We start from the raw sequence: 21109 nt of genomic DNA, 5'->3' as shown, positions 1-21109 counted from the left end.
GAGATGATCGAGCGGCTGTGGATAAGTGGGACCGGGGTTTCCGGGAGGGGCAGAGTGTGTCGCATGCGCCGACATTCAGATCTGCCCGAGGAACTCGGATCCACCTTCTCGGTCGCGCTGGCACGCCGGCATGGCATCGGTCACGGCCGATTGCGCGGGTCCGACCTGCGAGCCCCGTTCCCCGGCGTGCGCACGCGACGGGAGGCTCTGGATCCGGCGACGATCACCGACCCTTACGAACGTCAGCGGCTGTTGCGGCTCTCACGAGCTGCCGACTACGCCCCGCGGATGCACTCCGGACACTTCTTCAGCCACCAGACCGCTGCTGCGATCTGGGGCGCCCCGCTCCCGCGCGTTCTGGACGAGCGGGGCGAGCCGGCGGGCGCCGCGGGACTCGCACTCCATGTGTGCGCGCTCGGCCCTGTCGCGCTCCCCCGCATGGCAGGTGTCGAAGGCCACCGCTCTCTCCGCAGGATGACGGAGGTCTGCGACCACCGGGGCTTCCGTGTCGCATCACCCGCGGCGACCTGGGTATCGCTCGCGGCTGAACTCGGCGCGGTTGACCTCTTGGCCGCCGGCGACCACTTCTGCCGTGAGTGGAAACCCGGAGTGGGCCGCCCCGCCGTCGGCAGACGTCCGCTCGCCACGATCGAGCAGCTGAAGGAGGCCATGAACGCGGGGAGACGTCAGGGCATCGCCAAGCTGCGTACGGCGATCGAGCTGATCCGGGTGGACTCGTGGTCGCCTCGTGAATCGCGCCTGCGGTGGCTGATCATCACGTCAGGTCTTCCCGAACCTCAGCTCAACCAGGACGTCTTCGACGATCGCGGCCGGTTCCTCGGCTGCGTCGACCTGGTCTATCCGGCGCAGAAGGTGGCCGTCGAATACCACGGCCTGCAGCACTCCGCACAGTGGAGCAGAGACGTGGAGAGGGCGGCAGCTCTCCGTGCCGCAGGATGGACGGTGATCGAGGTGACGGCCGCCCTGCTGAGAGACGAGACGACGCTGCTCCGCCGAATCCGGTCCGCGCTGGGCGCGTGATCGGCAGGTTTCGAGGAGCGATGTTTGTCGCCAAATGCCCGAATCGCGGACGAACATTGCGCCTTGAACCGATCGGCGCGGCGGTCGATCCCGAGATCGCCTGACAGGATGGGGCGAGTGAGGATGGGCATCGCGGCGCTGCGGGATCGGGGATTCCGCTGGTTCTTCCTGGCCCGCACGATCACCCTGATCACGGGATCCATGTCGTCCATCGCGCTCGCCTTCGCCGTGCTGGGGATCGACAACGACGCGGCCGCCCTCTCGATCGTGCTCACGGCGTTCACGGTCGCCAACATCGTGTTCCTGCTGCTCGGCGGCGTCGTCGCGGATCGGCTTCCGCGCGCCGTCGTCATCCAGACCAGCTACGTCGTCGACATCCTCTCGATCGGCGCCACCGCCGCGCTGCTGTTCACGGGCACTGCCACCGTGCCGGCCCTGGCCGCCCTCGCCGCGGTGAACGGCGCCTCCGCCGCGTTCGTGATGCCGGCGATGCAGGGGCTCATCCCGCAGCTGACCACGCCGGACCACCTGCAGCAGGCGAACGCGCTGCTGTCCTTCGCCCGCTCCGCCACCACGATCGCGGGTCCCGTCGTCGCCGGCGGCATCGTGGCCCTGGCCGGCCCGGCCTGGGTCATGGTGATCCAGGCCGCGGGCTGGGCCGCCGCGATCGTGTTCCTCGCGATGGTGCGGCTTCCTCCGCCGATCCGCGGGCAGCGGGCGGGGCTGTTCCACGATCTCCACGACGGGTGGCGCGAGTTCTGGTCCCGTCCCTGGCTGTGGATCGTCGTGCTCGCGTTCATGGTGCTCAACGCGATCCACGTCGGCGCCTGGGGCGTCGCGGGACCGTACATCGCCAAGAACGATCCGCTGCTGGGCGTCGCGGGCTGGGGCTGGGTCGTCAGCGCCGAGGGCGCGGGCGTGCTGCTGATGACGCTGCTGCTGATGTGGATCCCGCTCCGACGTCCACTGCGGCTGGGCATGCTCGGGATGAGCGCCCTGGCGATCCCGCTCACCCTCCTCGGCCTGCATCCGGCGGTGCCCCTGCTGGTCATCGCCGCGCTCGTCGCGGGCGCGGGCGTCGAGGTGTTCAGCACCGGCTGGAACGTGACGATGATGGAGCAGATCCCGGAGGAGAAGCTCTCGCGGGTCTCCAGCTACGACATGCTGGGGAGCTACGTCGCGATCCCCGTCGGCACGCTCGCGTTCGGATGGCTGATCGCCCGGGTGGATCTGCCGGCGCTCATGGTGGCCTCCGCGATCGTCTACGCCGCGATCGCGCTCGGGACCATGGCGGTGCCGAGCATCTGGCGGATGCGCCGACGCGCGGACGCGGTGCCCGAGGACGTCCCGGTCGCCTGAACACCCGGCGCGCGACGCGGCACCCGATGAACTGGCGCATTCATAGGCGGTGACGGCAGGATGAATCCATGACCTTCCCCGCCCTCGCGCCTCTCGCCGACCGCGCGGCACTGTTCGCCGCCCTCCGCCAGGACCAGCTCGTCGCTGCGACCGACGCCCTGGGCGAGCACCGCTGGGACGTCGATCTCGCGGCGGGCACCCTCGCCTTCACCTCCGAGGCCGACCCGAGCCGTCGCATCGTCGCGCGCGCCTCGCTGGTCGCGACCATCGCCCCGGGGCCGCGTTCGCTGATGTGGGCGTGGGCGCACCCCCAGGGCGGAGCCGACCCGCAGATCGCCGCTCTCCGCGACTACGGCACCACCTACGGGATCGCCGAGCTCTCGCAGCCCGAGCTGCCGTTCCCGGCCGAGGCCGACGCCGACGTCGACGGATGGATCTCGGGGGCCGCCCACCAGGTCGCCGCGATCGCCGAGGAGATCACCGGCCGTTCGCCGTACTACTCGGCGCCGGTCGGCAGCGGCACCCGCGCGGTGTTCCTGCTCGACGCTCCGCTGCCCGCGCTCACCGTGGCCGACGCCGTGACGGCGCTGCCGCGGATCCTTCCCGAGCTCTCGCTGTCCGACGCGCGCTCCTCGGTCTGGGATCTCGCGCGTCTCGCGGGCTGGAGCATGCAGTGGACCGACGAGGCGTACTCGGGCGCGGTCGTGAGCGATGCGACCGGGAGCGCCACGTTCCGCTTCGACGAGTACGCCCGCATCGCAGGCGTCGAGTCCACGCTCGGTCAGGTGCCGCAGGGCTGATCCGGGGACGGGGCTCCCGCCGATGCGCCTCCTGTCGCGCGGCGCGCTCGTCCTCGTACTCGTCGGCGCGGCGGTGCTGCTGCTGGCCCGCCCGGCCGACGCCCATGTGACGACCGTCGCATACGCCGATCTGTCGGCGGCGAGCGCGACCGACGTGCGGGTGGCATTCGATCTCCAGTACCCGTTGCTGAGCGCTTCCGCCGCCCGGGCGGAGAAGGATCCTGCCCTCTTCGCCGATGCGGTCGAGCATCCGCATCCGGGGGCGGAGAACCGGGTGCTGGCGGATCACGCGGCGGCGATCGTGGCGTATGCGTCCGCGCACTTCACCGTCGCCGTGGACGGCGGCGGCCCCTGCCGACCGCGGGCCGACGGTCCGGCGGAGTTCCACACCCGGGACGCCACGGACTACGCGCGCTTCACCGTGCGCTACGCCTGCACGGCCGCGCACCACGGCGCCGTCGTCGTGAGCAGCACCCTGTTCCCCGACAGGGAGGGCATGGTCAAGGACACCAAGACGATCGTGACGTACGCCCTGGACGGCCGCAGCGGCAGCGCGGCGCTGGACGCGAGCCACCCGCGGTTCTCCACCGTGCAGCCGTGGACCGAGCGCTTCGCGGAGTTCTTCCTGCTCGGCGCCGAGCACCTGCTCACCGGGATCGACCACATCCTGTTCCTCCTCGCCCTCATCGTGAGCTCCCGGCGCCTGCGCGACGTCGTCTTCGCGGCCACGTGCTTCACGGTGGCGCACTCGATCACGTTCCTGCTCGCCGCGCTCGGTCTCGTCCACGTCGGGTCGGACATCGTGGAGCCGGCGATCGCGTTGTCGATCGCCGCGGTCGCGGCCTGGCATCTGTGGGAGGAGCGACTGCGGCGCGGCGCGCGACGCCGAGGCGAGCCGGTGCCTGAGCCGTCCCGCCGGGCTGCGCTGCTGCGCCTCGGGATCGTGTTCGGCTTCGGGCTCATCCACGGACTCGGGTTCGCCAGTGCGCTCCACATCACCGAGCCGTGGTCGTGGACGCTGCTGTGGTCGCTGCTGGTGTTCAACCTGGGCATCGAGGCGGTGCAGCTGTCGATCATCCTGATCGTCTTCCCGCCGTTGATGCTGCTGCGCCGCCGGATGCCGCGCACGGCGACCGTCGCGGGCATCGTCGTCACGGTCGTGGTGCTCGCGCTCGGCCTGCTCTGGTTCTTCCTGCGGGTGCTCGGGCTGCCCGGCACGCCGTGACGCCCGGCAGCGACCGTCAGCGGCCCAGCCGCTGCCGCGCGGTGTTCCGGCCCGGCCCCACGGGCTCGTGCGCCGTCGCCGCGGCGAGTCCGAACAGCGGCATGTCGGCGTAGATCGCCTCCATCCCTCCGGCCGGGACCTGATAGGTCTCATGCCAGACGCCGACGCTGCCGGATCCGAGCAGAGTGTGCATGAAGTCGCGCCACGGCTGCAGGTGCGGTGCGTCGCGGTCCGCCGCGAACCGCTGCAGATGCTCCGGACTCTCCCAGTAGGAGAGCAGGATCGTCGTGCGGCCCAGCCAGCTCTCGCAGCCGAGCATCCCCGCCTCCGGATGGCTCGAGAGGTGGCGCAGCATCGCGGGCATCCGCCGCGCCACGCGCAGCACCCGCCCGACCTGCCACCACCGATTCGCCCGCATGCCGATCACGAACACCGTGATGTCGGTGCGGTCGACGGCCGCCGTGTACCGCCCGGGGAAGACCTTCGCACCCATCGCCGTTCCTTTCTAACGTTGTTATAGAACGTTGTTACAGAACGACGTTACGATAGGATCCCTCGTATGGCAAGACCCGTCACGCACGATGCGAACCTGCGCTCCCGACTCATCGCGGTCGCCTCGTCGATGATCGACCGCGACGGCCCTGAGCGCTTCTCGGTGCGCGAGGTCGCACAGGCCGCGGATACGTCGACCTCGGCCGTCTACACGCTCTTCGGGAGCAAGGCGGATCTGATCTCCGCGGTCATCGCCGACTCGTTCGCCTCGTTCGCCGAGGCGCAGCGGGCCGCGGAGCCTGGGGGGCTCCGCGCGCTCGGCGAGGCGTACCGCTCCTGGGCCCTGCAGCACCCCGACCGGTACCGGCTCATGTTCAGCGGGGCGGTCAGCACGGCGCACGACCCCACCGACCACACCGGCGAGCTCGACGCCCTGCTGCCTCTCGCCCGCACGCTGACCGGCGCGGCAGAGGTCGGGCCGGACGTGGATCTCCGCAGCACCCTGGCCGTCTGGGCGCAGGTGCACGGCGCCGTGGGCCTCGAGCTCGCCGGCGTCGCGCCGCCGTGGGTCGACGCCGATGCCGTGTACGCCGCCGTGCTGGACGCGATCGCCGCTGTGCACCCTGGCCGCTGACGGCGCACCCGCGCCGCGCACTCCACGCCCCGGATCCCGGTCGGGGCGGTCGCTACCGGCACGCTTCCCCTCATGACAGGGTGGAGGCATGAAGAATCTGATCGTGCGGTTCGCGTCGCTCTACGTGTTCAACGTCGTCGTGCTGCTCGTGATCGGCTGGCTCACTCCCGCCCGCGTCGGCCTGCACGCGCTCTGGGCCGCCGTGATCCTCACTCTGGCCGCCCTGTTCCTCAAGCCCCTGCTGACCAAGGCCGCGACATCGCTGTCGGCGAGCGGCACCAAGTTCGTGCAGTACCTCGCCGTGTTCGCCGTCGAGCTCATCGTGTGGATCCTCACCGTGTGGCTGAGCGGCGTGACCGCCGGCAACGTCTGGGGCTGGATCCTCCCGCCCGTGATCCTGCTGATCGGCTGGGTCGTCTACGACCAGGTCGACGACGCGCTGTCCCGCAAGGCCGGCGAGCTCTACGACGCCGCGGGGGCCAGGATCTCCGGCTCGCACTCGGGCTCCCGGGGCGCCGGCGCCGCGCCGACCGCCTCGACCTCGGAGGCCCGCACGGAGCTCGACGACGGACTCACGCCGGAGCAGCGCCGGATGTTCGACGAGCTCGGCTGACCGCGGGCGCCCGGATGCGGAACGGGCGGACCCGACATCGGTCGGATCCGCCCGTTCTTCGTGGCGCAGGGAGACTCAGGCGACGGCGCGCTCTGCCGCCTCGACCACGTTCGTCATGAGCAGGGCCACGGTCATCGGCCCGACGCCGCCGGGGTTCGGCGAGATCCAGCCCGCGACCTCGGCGACCGCCGGATCCACATCCCCGTAGACCCTGCTCCTGCCGGTCTCCGGGTCGTCCTCGCGCGTCACGCCCACATCGAGCACGGCGGCGCCCGGCTTGACGTCCTCGGCACGGATCAGGTGCTTGACCCCGGCTCCGGCGACGATCACATCGGCCTCACGCAGGTACGGCGACATGTCCGGAGTACCGGTATGCACCTGGGTGACGGTCGCGTTGATGTCGCGGCGCGTGAGGAGGAGCCCGATCGGGCGACCGATCGTGACGCCGCGGCCGACCACGACGACGTGCTTGCCCTTGAGGTCGTAGTCGTTGCGCAGCAGCAGCTCGATCACACCGCGCGGCGTGCACGGGAGCGGAGTGTGGATCGGCGCGTTCACGTTCAGCACGAGGCGGCCGAGGTTGGTCGGGTGCAGGCCGTCGGCATCCTTGGCCGGATCGATCCGCTCCAGGATCGCGTCCGTGTCGAGGTGCTTCGGCAGCGGCAGCTGCACGATGTAGCCGTGGCACGCCGGATCCGCGTTGAGCTCGTCGATCACGGCCTCGACCTCGGCCTGGGTCGCGTCGGCGGGCAGCTCGCGCTGGATCGAGTTCATCCCGATCGCCTCGGACTGTCGGTGCTTCATGCCGACATAGAGCTGCGAGGCCGGATCGGCCCCCACCAGCACCGTGCCGATGCCGGGGACGACCCCGCGCGCGGCGAGGGCCGCGACGCGCTCGGCGAGCTCCGCCTTGATCTGGGCCGCCGCCGCCTTGCCGTCGAGGATCCGGGCCGTCACTGCACGAGGTCCGGGTAGAGCGGGAAGGCCGCGGCGAGCGCGTCCACGCGGGCGCGCAACGCCTCGACATCGGCGCCCGGCTGCAGCGCGAGCGCGATGACGTCAGCGACCTCGGTGAACTCGGCGTCGCCGAAGCCGCGGGTCGCGAGCGCGGGCGTGCCGATGCGCAGACCCGAGGTGACCATCGGCGGACGCGGGTCGTTCGGGACGGCGTTGCGGTTGACCGTGATGTGGATGTCGTGGAGGAGATCCTCGGCCTGCTTGCCGTCGATCTCGGCGTCGCGCAGGTCGACGAGCACGAGGTGCACGTCGGTGCCGCCCGAGCGCACGGCGATGCCGGCGTCCTTCACGTCCTGCTGGGACAGGCGGTCGGCGATGATCGCCGCACCGCGCAGCACGCGCTCCTGACGCTCCTTGAACTCAGGCGTTCCGGCGATCTTGAAGGCGGTGGCCTTCGCGGCGATCACGTGCATGAGGGGGCCGCCCTGCTGGCCCGGGAAGACGGCAGAGTTGATCTTCTTGGCGATCTCGGCGTCGTTCGTGAGGATGAAGCCGGAGCGCGGGCCGCCGATCGTCTTGTGCACGGTCGACGAGACCACGTGCGCGTGCGGCACCGGGTTCGGGTGCAGGCCTGCGGCGACGAGGCCCGCGAAGTGCGCCATGTCGACCCAGAGGAGAGCCCCGACCTCGTCGGCGATCTCGCGGAACGCGGCGAAGTCGAGCGTGCGCGGGTAGGCGGACCAGCCGGCGATGATCACCTTCGGCTTGTGCTCGAGGGCGAGACGGCGCACCTCGTCCATGTCGATGGTGGAGGTCTCCGGGTTCACGCCGTAGGCGACGATGTCGTAGAGGCGGCCGGAGAAGTTGATCTTCATGCCGTGCGTGAGGTGGCCGCCCTGATCGAGGGAGAGGCCGAGCAGGGTGTCGCCGGGGCGCGCGATCGCGTGCAGCACCGCGGCGTTCGCAGTGGCGCCGGAGTGCGGCTGGACGTTCGCGAACTCGGCGCCGAACAGCTCCTTGGCGCGGGCGATCGCGAGCTCCTCGGCGACGTCGACCTCCTCGCAGCCGCCGTAGTAGCGGCGGCCGGGGTAGCCCTCGGCGTACTTGTTGGTCAGCACCGAGCCCTGCGACTGCAGGACGGAGACGGGGACGAAGTTCTCCGAGGCGATCATCTCGAGGAAGGTCTGCTGGCGCGTGAGCTCCCGGTCGAGGACCTGGGCGATCTCGGGATCCACCTCGGAGAGAGGCGCGTTGAAGAAACGGTCGGTCATGGCGTGCTCCTTTGACATAGCGAAGAGAAGGGTGCTCATCGGCCCAGGCGCGCGGTCGAATCCATGACGGTCGCTCCCCGGTGGTGACCCACCCAGACGCCAGTCGCGACATCGACGAGCCTACCCGATCGCGACCGGGATCCCGAGGGCGATGACAGGACGCGGTCCCGATGACGACGCGGGTTCGCGATAGGTTTTGTTCATGGTCCTGCATGATGCGCTGCCGCTCATCCCGTTCCCCGCCTCCGTGATCCGCGGCGAGGGCTCCGTCCCCGTGACCTCCGTCCGGGTCGAGGGAGAGGCGGACACGGCCGCGCTCCTGCGCTCCGAGCTCTCCGCCCGCCTCGGCGCGAGCGCGGTCACCGCAGAGGGCGTCACGGGGATCACCCTCGCGATCGGCCCCGGCCCCGTCCGTACCGAGGGCTACCTCCTCGAGGCGTCGGACGAGGGGATCCGGATCACCGGGCACGACGCGGCGGGCCTGTTCCACGGCACGCGCACCCTGCTCCAGCTGCTGCACAGCGACGACGCGGGGTGGAGCGTTCCGCGGGTGCGGGTCGACGACGCCCCGCGGTTCGCCTATCGGGGGGTCATGCTCGACGTCGCGCGGCATTTCTTCTCCGTCGCCGACGTGCAGCGCTTCATCGACCGCGCCGCGGCGCTGAAGTTCAACCACCTGCACCTGCATCTCACCGACGACCAGGGCTGGCGCATCGAGATCGACGCCTGGCCGCAGCTGACCGGCGCGGGCGCCGGGGGCGACGCCACCGGCGGTCCCGGCGGCTTCTACACGAAGGACGACTACCGGGCGATCGTCGCCTACGCCGCGGCGCGGCACGTCACGGTGGTGCCCGAGATCGACCTGCCGGGGCACACCCACGCCATCGGGCTCGGCTACCCCGACCTCGTCGAGCAGCCGGCGATCACCGAGGCGAACATCGCCGAGGCGGCGGCGCTGCACCAGCCGCTCCCCGTCCACGGCGAGCAGTACTCCGCCTGGGGCGTCGGGCACTCCTCGGTGCGGATCCATGAGGAGCGGACGTACGAGCTGATCCGGGATGTGCTGGACGAGCTCGCCGCCCTCACCCCCGGCCCGTACCTGCACATCGGCGGCGACGAGTGCCTCGGCACCTCGGCGGCCGACTTCGCCCTGTTCTTCGAGCGCGCCGGAAGGCTCGCCGCCGACACGGGCAAGACGCCGGTCGCCTGGCACGAGGCGGGCGTGGTCGACGGCCTTCCCGCGGGGATGATCGGCCAGTACTGGGGATCGGCGGTGCCGCAGGGCGACCACGCCGCGCACGCACGCCGCTTCGTCGAGCGGGGCGGCGCGCTCGTCCTCTCGCCGTCCGACCGCGCCTATCTCGACATGAAGCCGCGCGCCGACCATCCGCACGGCCTGGCGTGGGCCGGCATCGTGCCGCTGCGCACCGCGTACGACTGGGATCCGGCGCAGGTGATCCCCGATGTGCCCGCCGAGGCGATCCTGGGCATCGAGGCGCCGCTGTGGACGGAGTCCGTCTCCACGCTCGCCGAGGCCGACGGTCTCGTCTTCCCGCGCATCGCCGCCCAGGCCGAGATCGGCTGGTCGCCGGCGACCGGTCCGGAGCGCTCCTGGGCGTCGTTCCGCACGAGAGTCGCGCAGTCGATCCCGGCGTGGGAGGCTTCCGGCATCGCGGTCGATCGCGCCGCGCTGGACGACGACGCGGAACCCGCGCCGAACGCCGACCCCGCCGCCACGTCGACCACCGCTTCCGAGGAGAACGCATGACCGCCCGCACCGAGAGCTCCGCCCACGGGTCGCTCGTCGTCCACTCCGCCCGCATCGTCTCGGGCGGCGCCGTCGTCGAGGACGGCTGGGTCCGGATCGAGGAAGGCGTCGTGGTCGCGCGCGGGACCGGATCCGACTGGGCGCCGGCGGATTCCGTGATCGACGCCCGCGATGCGGCGGGATCCGGGGCGATCCTCGCCCCCGGGTTCGTCGACATCCACGGCCACGGCGGGGCGAACGCGGCCTTCGACGACGGAGTCGACGCGATCCGGACGGCCCGCGCGATGCACCGCGCGCACGGCACCACGCGCGCGGTCGTGTCGCTCATCACCGCGCCCCTGGACCAGCTCGCCGAGCGCGTCGGCATGGTCGCCGACCTGATGCGCACCGATCACGACCTCCTCGGCTCCCACCTCGAGGGCCCGTTCCTCGACCCGGGGCACAAGGGCGCGCACGACCCCGAGCTGCTGCGACTGCCCGAGCGGGCCGACGTGCAGCGGCTGCTCGACGCAGGGCGGGGCACCGTCCGCCAGGTCACGCTGGCGCCCGAGCTGCCCGGCGGCATGGAGGCCATCCGTCTGGTGGTCGCGGCGGGCGCCGCGGCCGCGGTCGGCCACACCGACGCGGACGACGCCACCCTCCGCGAAGCGTTCGACGCAGGGGCCACGATCCTCACCCATGCGTTCAACGCGATGCGCCCGCTGCACCATCGCGACCCGGGCCCCGTGCTCACCGCGGCGCACGACGAGCGCGTGACGCTCGAGGGCATCGCCGACAACATCCATCTGCACCCGCACGTGATCAAGTTGCTCTTCGACGAGGCCCCGGGGCGCGTCGCCCTGGTCACCGACGCGATGGCCGCGGCCGGCTCCGCCGACGGCGACTACATGCTGGGATCGCTGCACGTGACGGTGCGGGACGGGGTCGCGCGGGTGGACAGCGGCTCGATCGCCGGTTCCACGCTCACCCAGGACGTCGCGCTGCGCCGCGCCGTCGAGGCAGGCGTGCCGCTCGCGGACGCCGTCGATGCGCTGACCCGCACCCCCGCGCGCGCGATCGGCGTGGACGCGCAACTGGGCGAGCTCACGCCGGGGCGACTGGGCGATGCCGTGCTGCTGTCCGGCGATCTGGACGTCGTCGCCGTGTGGACGGGCGGTGCGCCGGCCCGCTGAGGCCCGGCCCCGGAGACGACCCGGGGCCGGGGGCCTGCCACTCCCCAGTGGCGGCCCCCGTGCCCTCGGTCTTTCCCCAGATCCTCACAACCCGAATCGGAGGATCCCCCCGTCGTAGAGCGGGGCGGCCCGGAACTCCTCCCCCGAGGTGCCGGGCCGACCCCGCCGGCGGATCCCCATCCGCCGGAGTCCGTGTTCGCCGCCCCCCGGTGGCTTTCGCAGACTGTCTCTGACAGGAGAGATGGGGTCGCGCGGGATCCATTACGCGAGTTCGCAAGATTTCTTCAGAAAAGTTCTGGGACGCTGTCTCATGACGTTCGGAACGGAGTCCGACCCGCGTCTTCCCGACAACGACGCGGCGATTTCGTTCACACCCTGGCGCGTTCCCCCGCCGAGGGTGAAGAATGGAGAATCCGCGTGATGAGAAGCCTGGGTCTGCGTCTCCTTCTATGAGAGCGCTTCCGACCTGAGAACCGAGAGATGACCGACCACACCGAACACTCGCATGATGCCGCGCCCGCATCGGCGCGCAGCGACGCCGATCTGGTGTTGCGCACGCGCTCGGGCGACCCCGACGCCTTCGCGCAGCTGTGGCGTCGCCACTACGCATCGGGCATCACCGTGGCGCGTTCGATCACGAGCACGTTCGATGCCGACGACCTCGTGCAGGAAGCCTTCGCACGCATCTATCAGGCGATCCAGAAGGGCGGGGGCCCGACCGGCTCCTTCCGCGCCTATCTGTTCACGAGCATCCGCAACACGGCGGCCGGCTGGGGCCGGGCACGGCGCGAGGCGCCGATCGACGAGCTCGACACCGTCGCCGATCCGTCCTCGACCGAGCAGGCCACGAACGACGCCCTCGACCGCAGCCTCTCGGCGCAGGCCTTCCGCAGCCTCCCGTCCCGGTGGCAGGAGGTGCTCTGGTACTCCGAGATCGAGCAGATGAAGCCGGCCGAGATCGCGCCGCTGCTCGGCATGACCGCGGGGGCGACCGCGCAGCTCGCCTTCCGGGCCAGGGAGGGTCTGCGCGAGGCGTGGATCCAGGCGCACCTGAGCACCGCGGTGCCGGGTTCGGTCTGCGAATGGACCATCGAGCGTCTCGGCGCGTACACGCGCGGCAACCTCGGATCCCGTGACCGCACCAAGCTCGAGAACCACCTCGGCGAATGCGCGCGCTGCCTGATCGTGGCCGCGGAGGCCAAGGAGGTCTCGCACCGGCTCGCCTTCGTGCTGCTGCCGCTCGTCCTCGGCGTCGGCGGCTCGGGGGCATACCTCGCGATGCTGCAGAGCGGCTCGCTGCCCGCCGTCGCCCTGGCCGCGATGCCCTCGAGCGTCGTGCAGGGCGCTGTCGTCGTCGGCTCGACCGGCGTCGGCGCCGTCGGCGCGGCGCACGGCGCCGCAGCCGCCGGGTCCTCGGCCGCCTCCGGCGGGGCCTCCGGCTCCTCGGGCGGCGCCGTCGCGGGATTCGGCGCGCTGGTGGGAGCGGGGTCTGCGGCGCTCGTGATCGCCGGAGCGATCGTGGCCGCGGCCGTCGTGCCCGGCCTCTCGGCGAACCCCGCGTCGACCTCGGCCCCGTCCGCCGCCGACCAGGGAGAGTCCGGCATCGTCGCGCAGGTGTCGCCGCCGACGCCGACCACGGTCGCCCCGCCCGCACCGGCCGATCCGCCGGCCGACCCCGCGCCGCACGTCGATCCGCCCGTCGCACCGCCCGTCGCCGCGGCACCCCCCGCGGCCGATGCCGCAGCCGTTGCGCCGCCGGCACCGCCAGTCGACTCCTCCAAGCCGGGCACCGGCCCTGGGACGGGTCCGGGGACCGACCCGGGAACAGGCCCGGGGACAGGCCCCGGCACCGATCCGGGTACAGGCCCTGGCACCGGTCCGGGAACGGATCCCGGGACCGATCCGGGAACGGATCCCGGGACCGACCCGGGGACCGCGACACCGCCGTCGACGCCGCCGATCCTGGGCACCGCGACGCTCACCTGCAGCCTTCTGCCGCCCTTGATCGAGGACAGGGTACGAGTCGCGATCTCGGTGAGCGGCGTGCAGGGCGCGACGGTGCGCGTCACGCTCGACGGCGAAGCATCGACAACGAAGACGCTCGACGGAACGTCTACGGTGACCGTCTTCGTCGCTCCGACCTATGCGCAGGTCAACGGCGGAGCGAAGGTCACCTTCACGTACGTCCTCGGTGACAAGTCCGGCGGTTCCGTCGTCTTCGATCTCGCCAGGCTCGCACCGGCGAGTTGGCCCGAGTGCTGGACCGACCCGACGCCACCGGTCCCGGCCCAGCCGCCGGCGACTGACCCGGCATCGACGCCCGCTGCCACTCAGGACACCAGCGGCCCCGCTTCATCCACGACGGTGGTGACCCCTCCAGTGGCCTCGACCGATCTGGCGGCTCCGGCCTCCGACGCCGCCCCGGCGGCACCGGCCCCCGCACCTGCGTCGCCTGCTCCCGTCGAGCCACAGAACGCTGCACCGGAAGAGACGCCGCTGCCTGAACTCCCCGCGCAATCGGCAGCGATTGATCCCTCGCCGACGACGGCGTCCGCATCGCAAGACGCCTCCGCTCCAGCGGCGTCCGTCCCGCTCCCCTGATCCACAGCCGCTTCGCGCACTCTCCGGCACCGCCTCGGCGGAGCCGGAGAAGCGCCCATCCGCGACGCGTAGAATCGTGATCATGCCCGCCGACATCCCTGCTGCCGAGAGCCCCCGGGCGACCCCGTCCCTCGCCGATCGCACCGCATCCGAGGCGCAGGGTCTGCTTCCCCGGGTGAGCGCGCTCGACGTCGTCCGGGTCGTCGTCCTCGTCGCGGCGCTGGCGTCGCTGGTGCTGTGGGGTCTTGTCGTGTGGCCGCTGCCGTGGAACCTGGTCGCCGCGATCGGAGCACCGGTGATCACGCTGCTGCTCTGGGCCCTCTTCCTGTCCCCGCGGCCCGTGCTCGCCGTCCACCCGTTCCTGCGCGCCGCCGTCGAGCTCGTCCTCTACGCCGCCGTCACCGTGGCGTGGTGGACCATGGGGCAGGCCTGGATCGGCCTCGGCTTCGCGGTCGTCGCGATCGCGACGGGCCTCATGGCCGGCCGGCGCGCCCTGTCCTGAGCGCGTCGTGGACGCCCCCGTGCTGAAGCGGCTGCGCGCCGCGCTGGGCGACCGCGTCGACACCTCGCCCGCCGCGCTCGACGCCGCTCGCGCCGACCGCTCCGGGCACGCCTCTCCTGCTCCTCCCCTCGCCGTGGTGCACGCGGAGTCGACCGAGGACGTGCAGGCGGTGCTGCGCATCGCGCACGACACCGGCACGCCGGTCGTCGTGCGCGGGGCGGGAACCGGGCTCGCCGGCGCGTCGATCGCGGGCGACGGCGAGATCGTGCTCTCCACCCTCCGCCTGCGGCGCGTGCTCGAGGTGCGCCCCGACGACCTCCTCGCGGTCGTGCAGCCGGGCGTCCTCAACACCGAGCTCGACGAGGCGCTCGCCCCGCACGGGCTGTGGTGGCCGCCCGACCCCGCGAGCCGGGACATCTCCACCGTCGGCGGCAACATCGCGACCGGCGCCGGCGGCCTGCTCTGCGCGAAGTACGGCGTCGTCCGCGACTCCGTGCTGGCCGTCGACCTCGTGCTCGCGGACGGCCGGCTCCTGCACCTCGGTCACCGCAGCGTCAAAGGCGTCACGGGCCTGGATCTCACTTCCCTCGTCGTCGGATCCGAAGGACGCCTCGGCGTGGTCGTCGGCGCCACGCTCAAGCTGCGCCGGATCGAGCCCGGCACCCCGTGCACGGTCGTGGCGACCTTCCCGACCGTGCGCGACGCCGCCCGGGCGTCGGCGGCGGTCACCGCCTCGGGCGCGCAGCCCGCGATCATGGAGCTCATGGACGCGCGCTGCGTGGCCGCGGTGCACGCCCTGCTGGAGCTGGCGCCGCCCGCGGCGAGCACCGCGCAGCTGACGATCCAGACCGACGGCCGGTCGGCGGCGGTCGAGGCGGAGCAGATCGCGACGGTGCTGCGACGGGCCGGCGGCGCGGTGGCCGTTACCGACGACCCCGTGGAGGGCGAGGAGCTGCTGCGGATCCGTCGCTCCATGCACGCCGCGATGGCACGGCTGGGCACCACCCTCATCGAGGACGTGTCCGTGCCGCGCAGCGCCCTGCCCGAGATGTTCGATGAGATCGCGCGGATCGAGCAGGTCTACGGCATCGAGATCCCCACCGTCGCGCACGCGGGCGACGGAAATCTGCACCCGAACTTCATCGTGCAGGGCCCCGAGGTCCCGGAGCGGATCTGGCAGGCGGCCGACGACCTGTTCCGCGCCGCGCTGCGCCTGGGCGGCACGCTCACCGGCGAGCACGGCATCGGCACGCTCAAGAGCCGCTGGCTCGCGGACGAGCTCGGCGAGGACCAGTGGGCGCTGCAGCAGGAGATCGTGCGCGTCTTCGACCCCCGCGGAATTCTCGCGCCGGGACGGGTCTTCGCTCCGCGGCCCCCCGGAGCCGCCCTTCCCGAACCGCATCCCGCCGAGGAGCCCCATGCCTGACATCCACGTCTCCGCCGCGATCATCACGGACAGCGCAGGACGCGTCCTCGTGGTCCGCAAGCAGGGCACCGAGCGCTTCATGCAGCCGGGCGGCAAGCCCGAGGCCGGCGAGACCGCCGCGCAGACCCTCGCCCGGGAGCTGCACGAGGAGCTCGGCCTGCAGATCGCCGAGGACCGGCTGCGCCCGCTCGGCGTATTCGTCTCCGCCGCGGCCAACGAGCCGGGGCACCGCGTCGTCGCGACCGCGTTCGCGACGACGGCCGAGCCCGCCGACGTGCGGGTGCAGGCCGAGCTCGCCGAACTGCGCTGGATCACCCCCGCAGACGCCGCGACGCTGCCGCTCGCCCCGCTCAGCGAGGAGCACCTGCTGCCCCTGGCCTGGCCGGATCCGCTCCGCTCCCCGCGTCCGCCTCAGGCGGATTGACCCGGCTCCGGAGGACTGACCCGGATCAGGTCGATCGCGCGAGGATCCGCCTGATCCCGGTGATCCCGCCTGATCTCGGGAGATGTCCGCGCCGGATGCGGGCTGCACGACGGCCGGTCAGATGCCCTGCCACGCCGGCTTGTTGGCGAACGTGTAGCGGTAGTAGTCGGCGAGCGTGAGCTTCGAAGCCGCGGCCTCGTCCACCACGACCGTGGCGTGCGGGTGCAGCTGGATGGCCGACCCCGGCAGGATCGCCGAGAGCGGTCCCTCCACCGCGTCCGCGATCGCCTGCGCCTTGCCCTCGCCATAGGCGAGCAGCACGAGGTGCCGCGCCTCCAGGATGGTGCCGAGTCCCTGGGTGATGCAGTGCATCGGGACGTCGTCGGGCGAGTCGAAGAAGCGCGCGTTGTCCTCGCGCGTCTGCTCGGTGAGGGTCTTCACCCTGGTACGGGAGGCGAAGGAGCTGCCCGGCTCGTTGAAGCCGATGTGGCCGTCGGTGCCGATGCCGAGCAGCTGCAGGTCGACGCCGCCGGCCGCGCGGATCTTCGCGTCGTACTCGGCGCCCGCATGCTCGATGCCGTCCAGCGATCCGTCCGGCACGTGCACGAGCGACGGGGTCAGCCCCAGCGGCTCGACCACCTCGCGGGTGATCACCGAGCGGTAGCTCTCGGGGTGGGACGGGTCGATCCCGACGTACTCGTCCAGCGCGAAGCCGCGCACGTGCGACACGTCGACGCCCTCGAGCTGTGTGCGCAGGGCCGAGTACACCGGCAGCGGCGTGGACCCTGTCGCGAGGCCGAGCACCGCGTCCGCGCGGCGCGCGATGAGCCGTCCGATCTCGGCGGCGACCAGAGCGCCGGCGGCGGCGGGGTTCTCGACGATGACGACTTCAGCCATGGAGGGCTCCTTCTGATGCGGTTTCGGCTCGTTCGGACGGTGCGGGCTCGTTCGGCGCGGTGCTCCCGGCCAGGACCACGCGCCCCGTGTGCGGGCCCTCGCCGTGCAGCAGCGCGGCTCCCACCAGGGCCGCTCCGAGCGAGGCGGCCGGCGACCCCGCCGGCAGCAGCTCGATGCGCTCGTCCAGGCGCAGCGAGGCGAGGAACGGCGACGCCGCGTTCTCGCTCCGCAGCCGTGCACGCACGTCGCCCATCAGGCGGTCGCCGAGCGCGGTGATTCCTCCGCCGATGACGACGGTCTCCACGTCGGCGCTGAGCACGAGGCTGCGGATCGCGGAGGCCGCGCCGAACGCGATCCCCTCGCGCAGCTCGACGGCGAGGTCGTCCCCCGCCTCGGCCAGATCGAAGATGTCGCGGATGGGGAGCTCGCCTCCGCGTCCCCAGGCCTTCATGACCGCCCCGCCGCCGCAGAACGTCTCGATGCAGCCGCGCTGCCCGCAGCCGCACACGCGCCCTGCCGGGTCCACCGACAGGTGCCCGACCTCGCCGGCGGTCCCCCGGGCGCCGCGCCAGAGGGCGCCGTCGATCACGATGCCGGCGGCGACCCCGGTCCCGAGGTTCAGATAGGCCATCGAACGGGCGTCCCCACGGAGGGATCCCGCACCGACCGCCGCCGCCTTCACGTCGTTCTCGATCGCGACGGGGACGGGGATCCGCGCGCGGATCGCGGCCGCCAGGTCCAGGTCCTCGACACCGAGGTTCACAGCATGCAACACGCGACCGGCCGGGGCGTCGACGAGGCCGGGGATCCCGATCCCGATCGAGCTCACCTCGGAGACGGCGAAGCCTCCCGCGACGGCCAGCGCCTCGATCGCCGCGAGCACGGCGGCGATGACGGCGTCGTCGCCCCAGCCCGTGGGGATCCGCGTGCGCGCCAGGATCGTGTCGTCCTCGCCGAGCGCCAGCGCCTCGATCTTCGTGCCGCCGACGTCGAGGCCGACCCTGATCGCGCTCACGAGACGCCCAGCTGACCCGACAGCACCATGACGGCCGCGCCGCGCAGCACGATGTCGTCCTGCGTCGTCAGGCGGATCGCCAGGTCGTCGAAGACGCCCTCGAGGGTGCGCGCGCTCAGCGTGCGGCGCGCCGCGTCGATGAGGGTGCCCGCGAGCAGGTCGGCGGGCCCGGAGAGCACGATCTCGGACAGGTCGAGGGCGGCGACGATCGGCGCGATGGCCACGCCGAGGCGGATCCCGGCCTCGCGCAGCACCTCTTCCTCCGCCGCGGGGTCGGCGGCGATGCGCTCGCGCAGACCCGGGGCGTTCAGCCACGCCTCCAGGCAGCCGTCCTTGCCGCAGGCGCAGCGCGGGCCGCCGTCGGTGCCGACCACGACGTGCCCGATCTCGCCGGCCGCGAACCGGCTGCCGATCAGCGGCTGGCTGTCCGTGATGAGTCCGGCGCCGACGCCGCGCCCGATCCGGATCAGCAGCATGTCGGGGCGCGCCTGGCCGAACGTGTACTCGGCGAGCACCGCCGCGTTGGCGTCGTTGCGCACCAGCACCGGCAGATCGAGGGCGGCGCTCAGAAGTCGCTCGAGCGGGAAGTCGGTCCAGCCGAGGTTCGGCGAGTTCAGCACCATGCCGTCCGGCCGGACGATTCCCGGGGCTCCGACGCCGACGCCGAGCACGGGGACGGTGGACAGGCCGACCATGCCCTCGGCGAGGGTGCGCACCGCCTCATAGGCGGCCGTGCCGCCGCTCGGGCGCGGGATCTCGCGGCGCTCGAGTACGACGCCGTCGAGCGTCATCAGAGCTCCGGCGAAGACGTGTGGCTCCGCGAGGTCGAGCCCGACGATGCGGTGGCCCTCGCGATCGATGTCGATGAGGATCGGGGGCTTGCCCGGTCCGGTCGTCTCGCGGATGCCCTTCTCGACCACGATCCCGTCGTGGATGAACTCGCCGACGAGATCGGAGATGGTGACGCGGGTGAGACCGGTCTCCCGGGAGAGGTCGGCGCGGCTCATCGCACCGGCGTGATAGAGCGTCTGCAGCACGAGGGCGCGATTGTGGCCGCGGGCGTGCTCGGGAAGCACCTTGGTGCTCGTGCGCAGCTTGCGCGCGGACCCGAAGCGGTGCGGGCTGCCGCTGCTCTCGGCGCTCACAGGGCGACCCTGCTCATCCGTGGGACCATGTTTGTTAGTACACCTTACGAACGGGGTGAAAAGCAAGCCCTCCCCCGCGTGGCGCGAGTCGGGGCTCTGCACACGTTACCGGATCCCGGCAGCCGCGGACCGTGCGCGCGCATCGCGTCCCGGAATTCGCCGAGCATCAGCCGCTTCGGCCCGGTGATGTGCTTCCGTTGCCGTTTTGTGATATGGCATCCCCTATCCTTGAAAGACTGACAGAACTCTGACTCAAGGGGGGTGTGCACGTGACGGATCTGGCAACGGCAGCGGGGGCTCCGACCGAGGAGAACGCGATCGTCGACGGCACGGACGCGAACACGGCTGCAGAGGCCGTGGGCGACGGCGGCGCGGGCGACCGCCCCGTGGAGTGGGCTCCCTCCGAGGAGGCACCCCGGAAGAAGCGCCACATCGGACGCTGGGTCGGCATCGGCCTGGGCGTGCTCGCACTGGGCCTCGGTGCCGCCTCCACCGTCCTCATCGCCCCCGGCACGGCCATCGCCGGCGTGCAGGTCGGCGGGATGACCCCGGGAGCCGCGGCGGAGGCCGTCAGCAACCATCTCAACGGGATGCAGGTCACGCTCACCGGCGAGGGCGCCGGCAAGCGCGTCACCGGATCCGACCTGGGCCTGCGCGTCGATGCGGCGAAGCTCGCCGACAAGGCGTTCGCCGACCGTCCGATGTGGAACATCACGACCTGGATGGGCGCACCCGTCGCCGCGACGATCAGTCTCGACGACCGGGCCGCCGATCACGCGCTGCGCGCTCAGGTGCCCACCGTCTACCAGGACGCGACCGACGCCACGGTGGCTTTCAACGGCACCGGCTACGTCGCGACCCCGGCGAAGAACGGCTCGGGGATCGACCTGAAGGCACTCACCACCGCGATCACCGCCGCCGCCGAGAAGGGCCAGGGATCGGTGTCCTTCCCCGCCAAGGCCGCGACGACCGCGCCGGCGATCACCGACAAGGACGCCACGGCGACCGCAGCGCAGCTCAACACGATGCTCTCGGCCCTGGGCTTCTACGTCGGCACCGAGCGCACCGTCCCGATCGACCCGGCGACCGCCTCGAAGTGGATCACCGTCACCCCCGAGGACGGCAAGCTCACCATCCACGCCGACCAGGCTGCCATCCAGAAGTCGGTCGACGCCCTCCCCGCTCTGGTCAACCGCGCTCCGGTCAATGCGACCAGCATCGTGGACTCCTCGGGCGCCGTGCTCGACGACGTGACCCCGGGCGTCACCGGACGCCAGCTCGGCGACGTCTCCGGCGTCGCGGCGGCGTTCGCGTCGCAGATCGCCGGCGGGAACGGCGCGTTCGCCCTTCCGGTCAAGGACACGCCCTTCGCCTCCACGACGCTGCTGCGCAAGATCGACGTCAACCTCAGCACCGAGACGCTCACCGTGACCGAGAACGGCAACGTCGTCGACTCCTGGCTGATCTCCTCGGGCCGCGGCGACTTCGCGACGCACACCGGTTCGTTCGCCGTGAACTGGAAGCTCGAGACCCAGAACATGGGCAACACCGACCTCACGAAGGCCCCGTTCTACTACCAGCCGGACGTGAAGTGGATCATGTACTTCAACGGCGACGAGGCCCTGCACGGCGTGTACTGGCACGACAACTGGGGCACGCCGATGAGCCACGGCTGCGTCGGCATGCCGGAGTGGCGCGCCGAGTGGCTGTTCGACTGGAGCCCGCAGGGCACCGAGGTGAACGTGCACTACTGAGCCGGATCCCGGT

At 72.0% G+C, this 21109-nt stretch carries 19 protein-coding genes and 1 riboswitch; of the genes, 13 read left to right on the top strand and 6 right to left on the bottom strand.

Features of this window, described 5'->3' with window-relative positions:
- Positions 1–63 precede the first annotated feature (63 nt).
- The 4 genes from NFX31_RS04435 to NFX31_RS04420 all read left to right on the top strand — a co-directional run bounded on the left by NFX31_RS04435 (position 64) and on the right by NFX31_RS04420 (position 4425).
- Positions 64–1041 (top strand): DUF559 domain-containing protein, encoded by a 978-nt coding sequence (locus tag NFX31_RS04435; RefSeq protein ID WP_262956882.1) that lies wholly within the window; start codon positions 64–66, stop codon positions 1039–1041.
- 108 nt (positions 1042–1149) lie between these two features.
- Positions 1150–2400: an MFS transporter gene (locus tag NFX31_RS04430; protein WP_262956881.1), complete on the top strand. Its 1251-nt coding sequence runs from the start codon at positions 1150–1152 to the stop codon at positions 2398–2400.
- Positions 2401–2468: 68 nt separating this feature from the next.
- Positions 2469–3200 carry a DUF6882 domain-containing protein gene (locus NFX31_RS04425; RefSeq protein WP_091481232.1) on the top strand — a complete coding sequence of 244 codons (732 nt, stop codon included), beginning with the start codon at positions 2469–2471 and terminating at the stop codon, positions 3198–3200.
- A 22-nt stretch (positions 3201–3222) separates the two neighbouring features.
- Positions 3223–4425, top strand: coding sequence for a HupE/UreJ family protein (locus NFX31_RS04420; protein ID WP_262956880.1), 1203 nt, complete (start codon positions 3223–3225; stop codon positions 4423–4425).
- Positions 4426–4441: 16 nt separating this feature from the next.
- Here NFX31_RS04420 and NFX31_RS04415 read toward each other — a convergent pair whose 3' ends face one another.
- Positions 4442–4918 carry a DUF4188 domain-containing protein gene (locus NFX31_RS04415; RefSeq protein ID WP_045249465.1) on the bottom strand — a complete coding sequence of 159 codons (477 nt, stop codon included), beginning with the start codon at positions 4916–4918 and terminating at the stop codon, positions 4442–4444.
- Positions 4919–4984: 66 nt separating this feature from the next.
- Between NFX31_RS04415 and NFX31_RS04410 the strand changes: the two genes are divergently transcribed.
- Together NFX31_RS04410 and NFX31_RS04405 are read left to right on the top strand one after the other, a co-directional pair.
- Positions 4985–5551 (top strand): TetR/AcrR family transcriptional regulator, encoded by a 567-nt coding sequence (locus NFX31_RS04410; RefSeq protein WP_045249464.1) that lies wholly within the window; start codon positions 4985–4987, stop codon positions 5549–5551.
- Positions 5552–5639: 88 nt separating this feature from the next.
- The gene (locus NFX31_RS04405; protein WP_262956879.1) at positions 5640–6164 is read left to right on the top strand and encodes a hypothetical protein; all 525 of its coding nucleotides are present in this window, start codon (positions 5640–5642) and stop codon (positions 6162–6164) included.
- A 75-nt stretch (positions 6165–6239) separates the two neighbouring features.
- Here NFX31_RS04405 and NFX31_RS04400 read toward each other — a convergent pair whose 3' ends face one another.
- Both NFX31_RS04400 and glyA read right to left on the bottom strand, forming a co-directional pair.
- Complete coding sequence (locus NFX31_RS04400; protein ID WP_091481249.1) at positions 6240–7121, bottom strand: bifunctional methylenetetrahydrofolate dehydrogenase/methenyltetrahydrofolate cyclohydrolase; 882 nt, start codon at positions 7119–7121, stop codon at positions 6240–6242.
- On the bottom strand, positions 7118–8392 hold the full coding sequence (gene glyA, locus NFX31_RS04395) for a serine hydroxymethyltransferase (protein ID WP_045249461.1): 1275 nt from the start codon (positions 8390–8392) through the stop codon (positions 7118–7120). The genes NFX31_RS04400 and glyA overlap by 4 nt, the downstream gene beginning before the upstream one ends.
- A gap of 34 nt (positions 8393–8426) precedes the next feature.
- Positions 8427–8509, bottom strand: a riboswitch (ZMP/ZTP riboswitch).
- An 85-nt stretch (positions 8510–8594) separates the two neighbouring features.
- Between glyA and NFX31_RS04390 the strand changes: the two genes are divergently transcribed.
- The 6 genes from NFX31_RS04390 (at position 8595) to NFX31_RS04365 (ending at position 16285) form a co-directional block, all read left to right on the top strand.
- A complete protein-coding gene (locus tag NFX31_RS04390; RefSeq protein ID WP_262956878.1) occupies positions 8595–10160 on the top strand; it encodes a beta-N-acetylhexosaminidase in 1566 nt (521 codons plus the stop codon).
- The gene (nagA, locus tag NFX31_RS04385; RefSeq protein ID WP_045249460.1) at positions 10157–11332 is read left to right on the top strand and encodes an N-acetylglucosamine-6-phosphate deacetylase; all 1176 of its coding nucleotides are present in this window, start codon (positions 10157–10159) and stop codon (positions 11330–11332) included. Before NFX31_RS04390 ends, nagA begins: the two co-directional genes overlap by 4 nt.
- 480 nt (positions 11333–11812) lie before the next feature.
- Entirely contained in the window at positions 11813–13933 is a 2121-nt protein-coding gene (locus tag NFX31_RS04380) for a sigma-70 family RNA polymerase sigma factor (protein WP_262956877.1), read from the top strand.
- A gap of 82 nt (positions 13934–14015) precedes the next feature.
- Positions 14016–14435, top strand: a complete 420-nt coding sequence (locus NFX31_RS04375; RefSeq protein WP_262956876.1) for a YrdB family protein — start codon at positions 14016–14018, stop codon at positions 14433–14435.
- A 7-nt stretch (positions 14436–14442) separates the two neighbouring features.
- Positions 14443–15861 carry an FAD-binding oxidoreductase gene (locus tag NFX31_RS04370; protein WP_262956875.1) on the top strand — a complete coding sequence of 473 codons (1419 nt, stop codon included), beginning with the start codon at positions 14443–14445 and terminating at the stop codon, positions 15859–15861.
- Positions 15854–16285 carry an NUDIX hydrolase gene (locus NFX31_RS04365; protein ID WP_091481272.1) on the top strand — a complete coding sequence of 144 codons (432 nt, stop codon included), beginning with the start codon at positions 15854–15856 and terminating at the stop codon, positions 16283–16285. The genes NFX31_RS04370 and NFX31_RS04365 overlap by 8 nt, the downstream gene beginning before the upstream one ends.
- A gap of 117 nt (positions 16286–16402) precedes the next feature.
- On the opposite strand, the gene NFX31_RS04360 is transcribed toward NFX31_RS04365, so the two are convergent.
- Genes NFX31_RS04360 through NFX31_RS04350 form a run of 3 tightly spaced genes read right to left on the bottom strand, consistent with a single transcriptional unit; the run spans position 16403 to position 19342 of the window.
- Complete coding sequence (locus tag NFX31_RS04360) at positions 16403–17182, bottom strand: glucosamine-6-phosphate deaminase (RefSeq protein ID WP_091481274.1); 780 nt, start codon at positions 17180–17182, stop codon at positions 16403–16405.
- Entirely contained in the window at positions 17175–18197 is a 1023-nt protein-coding gene (locus NFX31_RS04355; RefSeq protein ID WP_420847426.1) for an ROK family protein, read from the bottom strand. The genes NFX31_RS04360 and NFX31_RS04355 overlap by 8 nt, the downstream gene beginning before the upstream one ends.
- Positions 18194–19342, bottom strand: a complete 1149-nt coding sequence (locus NFX31_RS04350) for an ROK family transcriptional regulator (protein WP_258955465.1) — start codon at positions 19340–19342, stop codon at positions 18194–18196. The genes NFX31_RS04355 and NFX31_RS04350 overlap by 4 nt, the downstream gene beginning before the upstream one ends.
- Positions 19343–19611: 269 nt before the next feature.
- Here NFX31_RS04350 and NFX31_RS04345 point away from each other — a divergent pair, with 269 nt between their 5' ends.
- The gene (locus NFX31_RS04345) at positions 19612–21096 is read left to right on the top strand and encodes a L,D-transpeptidase family protein (RefSeq protein WP_139168329.1); all 1485 of its coding nucleotides are present in this window, start codon (positions 19612–19614) and stop codon (positions 21094–21096) included.
- Positions 21097–21109 lie beyond the last annotated feature (13 nt).

This window comes from Microbacterium azadirachtae (assembly GCF_025583665.1).
In the GTDB taxonomy this organism is placed as follows: Bacteria; Actinomycetota; Actinomycetes; order Actinomycetales; family Microbacteriaceae; genus Microbacterium; species Microbacterium azadirachtae.
The sequence above is the reverse complement of the archived record's forward strand: the minus strand, read 5'-3'. Positions and strand labels throughout refer to the sequence as shown.

Excerpts from the sequence above, each read along its gene's own strand:
- NFX31_RS04435 (WP_262956882.1), top strand. The coding sequence starts at position 64 with ATGCGCCGACATTCAGATCTGCCCGAGGAACTCGGATCCACCTTCTCG.
- NFX31_RS04430 (WP_262956881.1), top strand. The coding sequence starts at position 1,150 with ATGGGGCGAGTGAGGATGGGCATCGCGGCGCTGCGGGATCGGGGATTC.
- NFX31_RS04425 (WP_091481232.1), top strand. The coding sequence starts at position 2,469 with ATGACCTTCCCCGCCCTCGCGCCTCTCGCCGACCGCGCGGCACTGTTC.
- NFX31_RS04420 (WP_262956880.1), top strand. The coding sequence starts at position 3,223 with ATGCGCCTCCTGTCGCGCGGCGCGCTCGTCCTCGTACTCGTCGGCGCG.
- NFX31_RS04415 (WP_045249465.1), bottom strand. The coding sequence starts at position 4,918 with ATGGGTGCGAAGGTCTTCCCCGGGCGGTACACGGCGGCCGTCGACCGC.
- NFX31_RS04410 (WP_045249464.1), top strand. The coding sequence starts at position 4,985 with ATGGCAAGACCCGTCACGCACGATGCGAACCTGCGCTCCCGACTCATC.
- NFX31_RS04405 (WP_262956879.1), top strand. The coding sequence starts at position 5,640 with ATGAAGAATCTGATCGTGCGGTTCGCGTCGCTCTACGTGTTCAACGTC.
- glyA (WP_045249461.1), bottom strand. The coding sequence starts at position 8,392 with ATGACCGACCGTTTCTTCAACGCGCCTCTCTCCGAGGTGGATCCCGAG.
- NFX31_RS04390 (WP_262956878.1), top strand. The coding sequence starts at position 8,595 with ATGGTCCTGCATGATGCGCTGCCGCTCATCCCGTTCCCCGCCTCCGTG.
- nagA (WP_045249460.1), top strand. The coding sequence starts at position 10,157 with ATGACCGCCCGCACCGAGAGCTCCGCCCACGGGTCGCTCGTCGTCCAC.
- NFX31_RS04380 (WP_262956877.1), top strand. The coding sequence starts at position 11,813 with ATGACCGACCACACCGAACACTCGCATGATGCCGCGCCCGCATCGGCG.
- NFX31_RS04375 (WP_262956876.1), top strand. The coding sequence starts at position 14,016 with ATGCCCGCCGACATCCCTGCTGCCGAGAGCCCCCGGGCGACCCCGTCC.
- NFX31_RS04365 (WP_091481272.1), top strand. The coding sequence starts at position 15,854 with ATGCCTGACATCCACGTCTCCGCCGCGATCATCACGGACAGCGCAGGA.
- NFX31_RS04360 (WP_091481274.1), bottom strand. The coding sequence starts at position 17,182 with ATGGCTGAAGTCGTCATCGTCGAGAACCCCGCCGCCGCCGGCGCTCTG.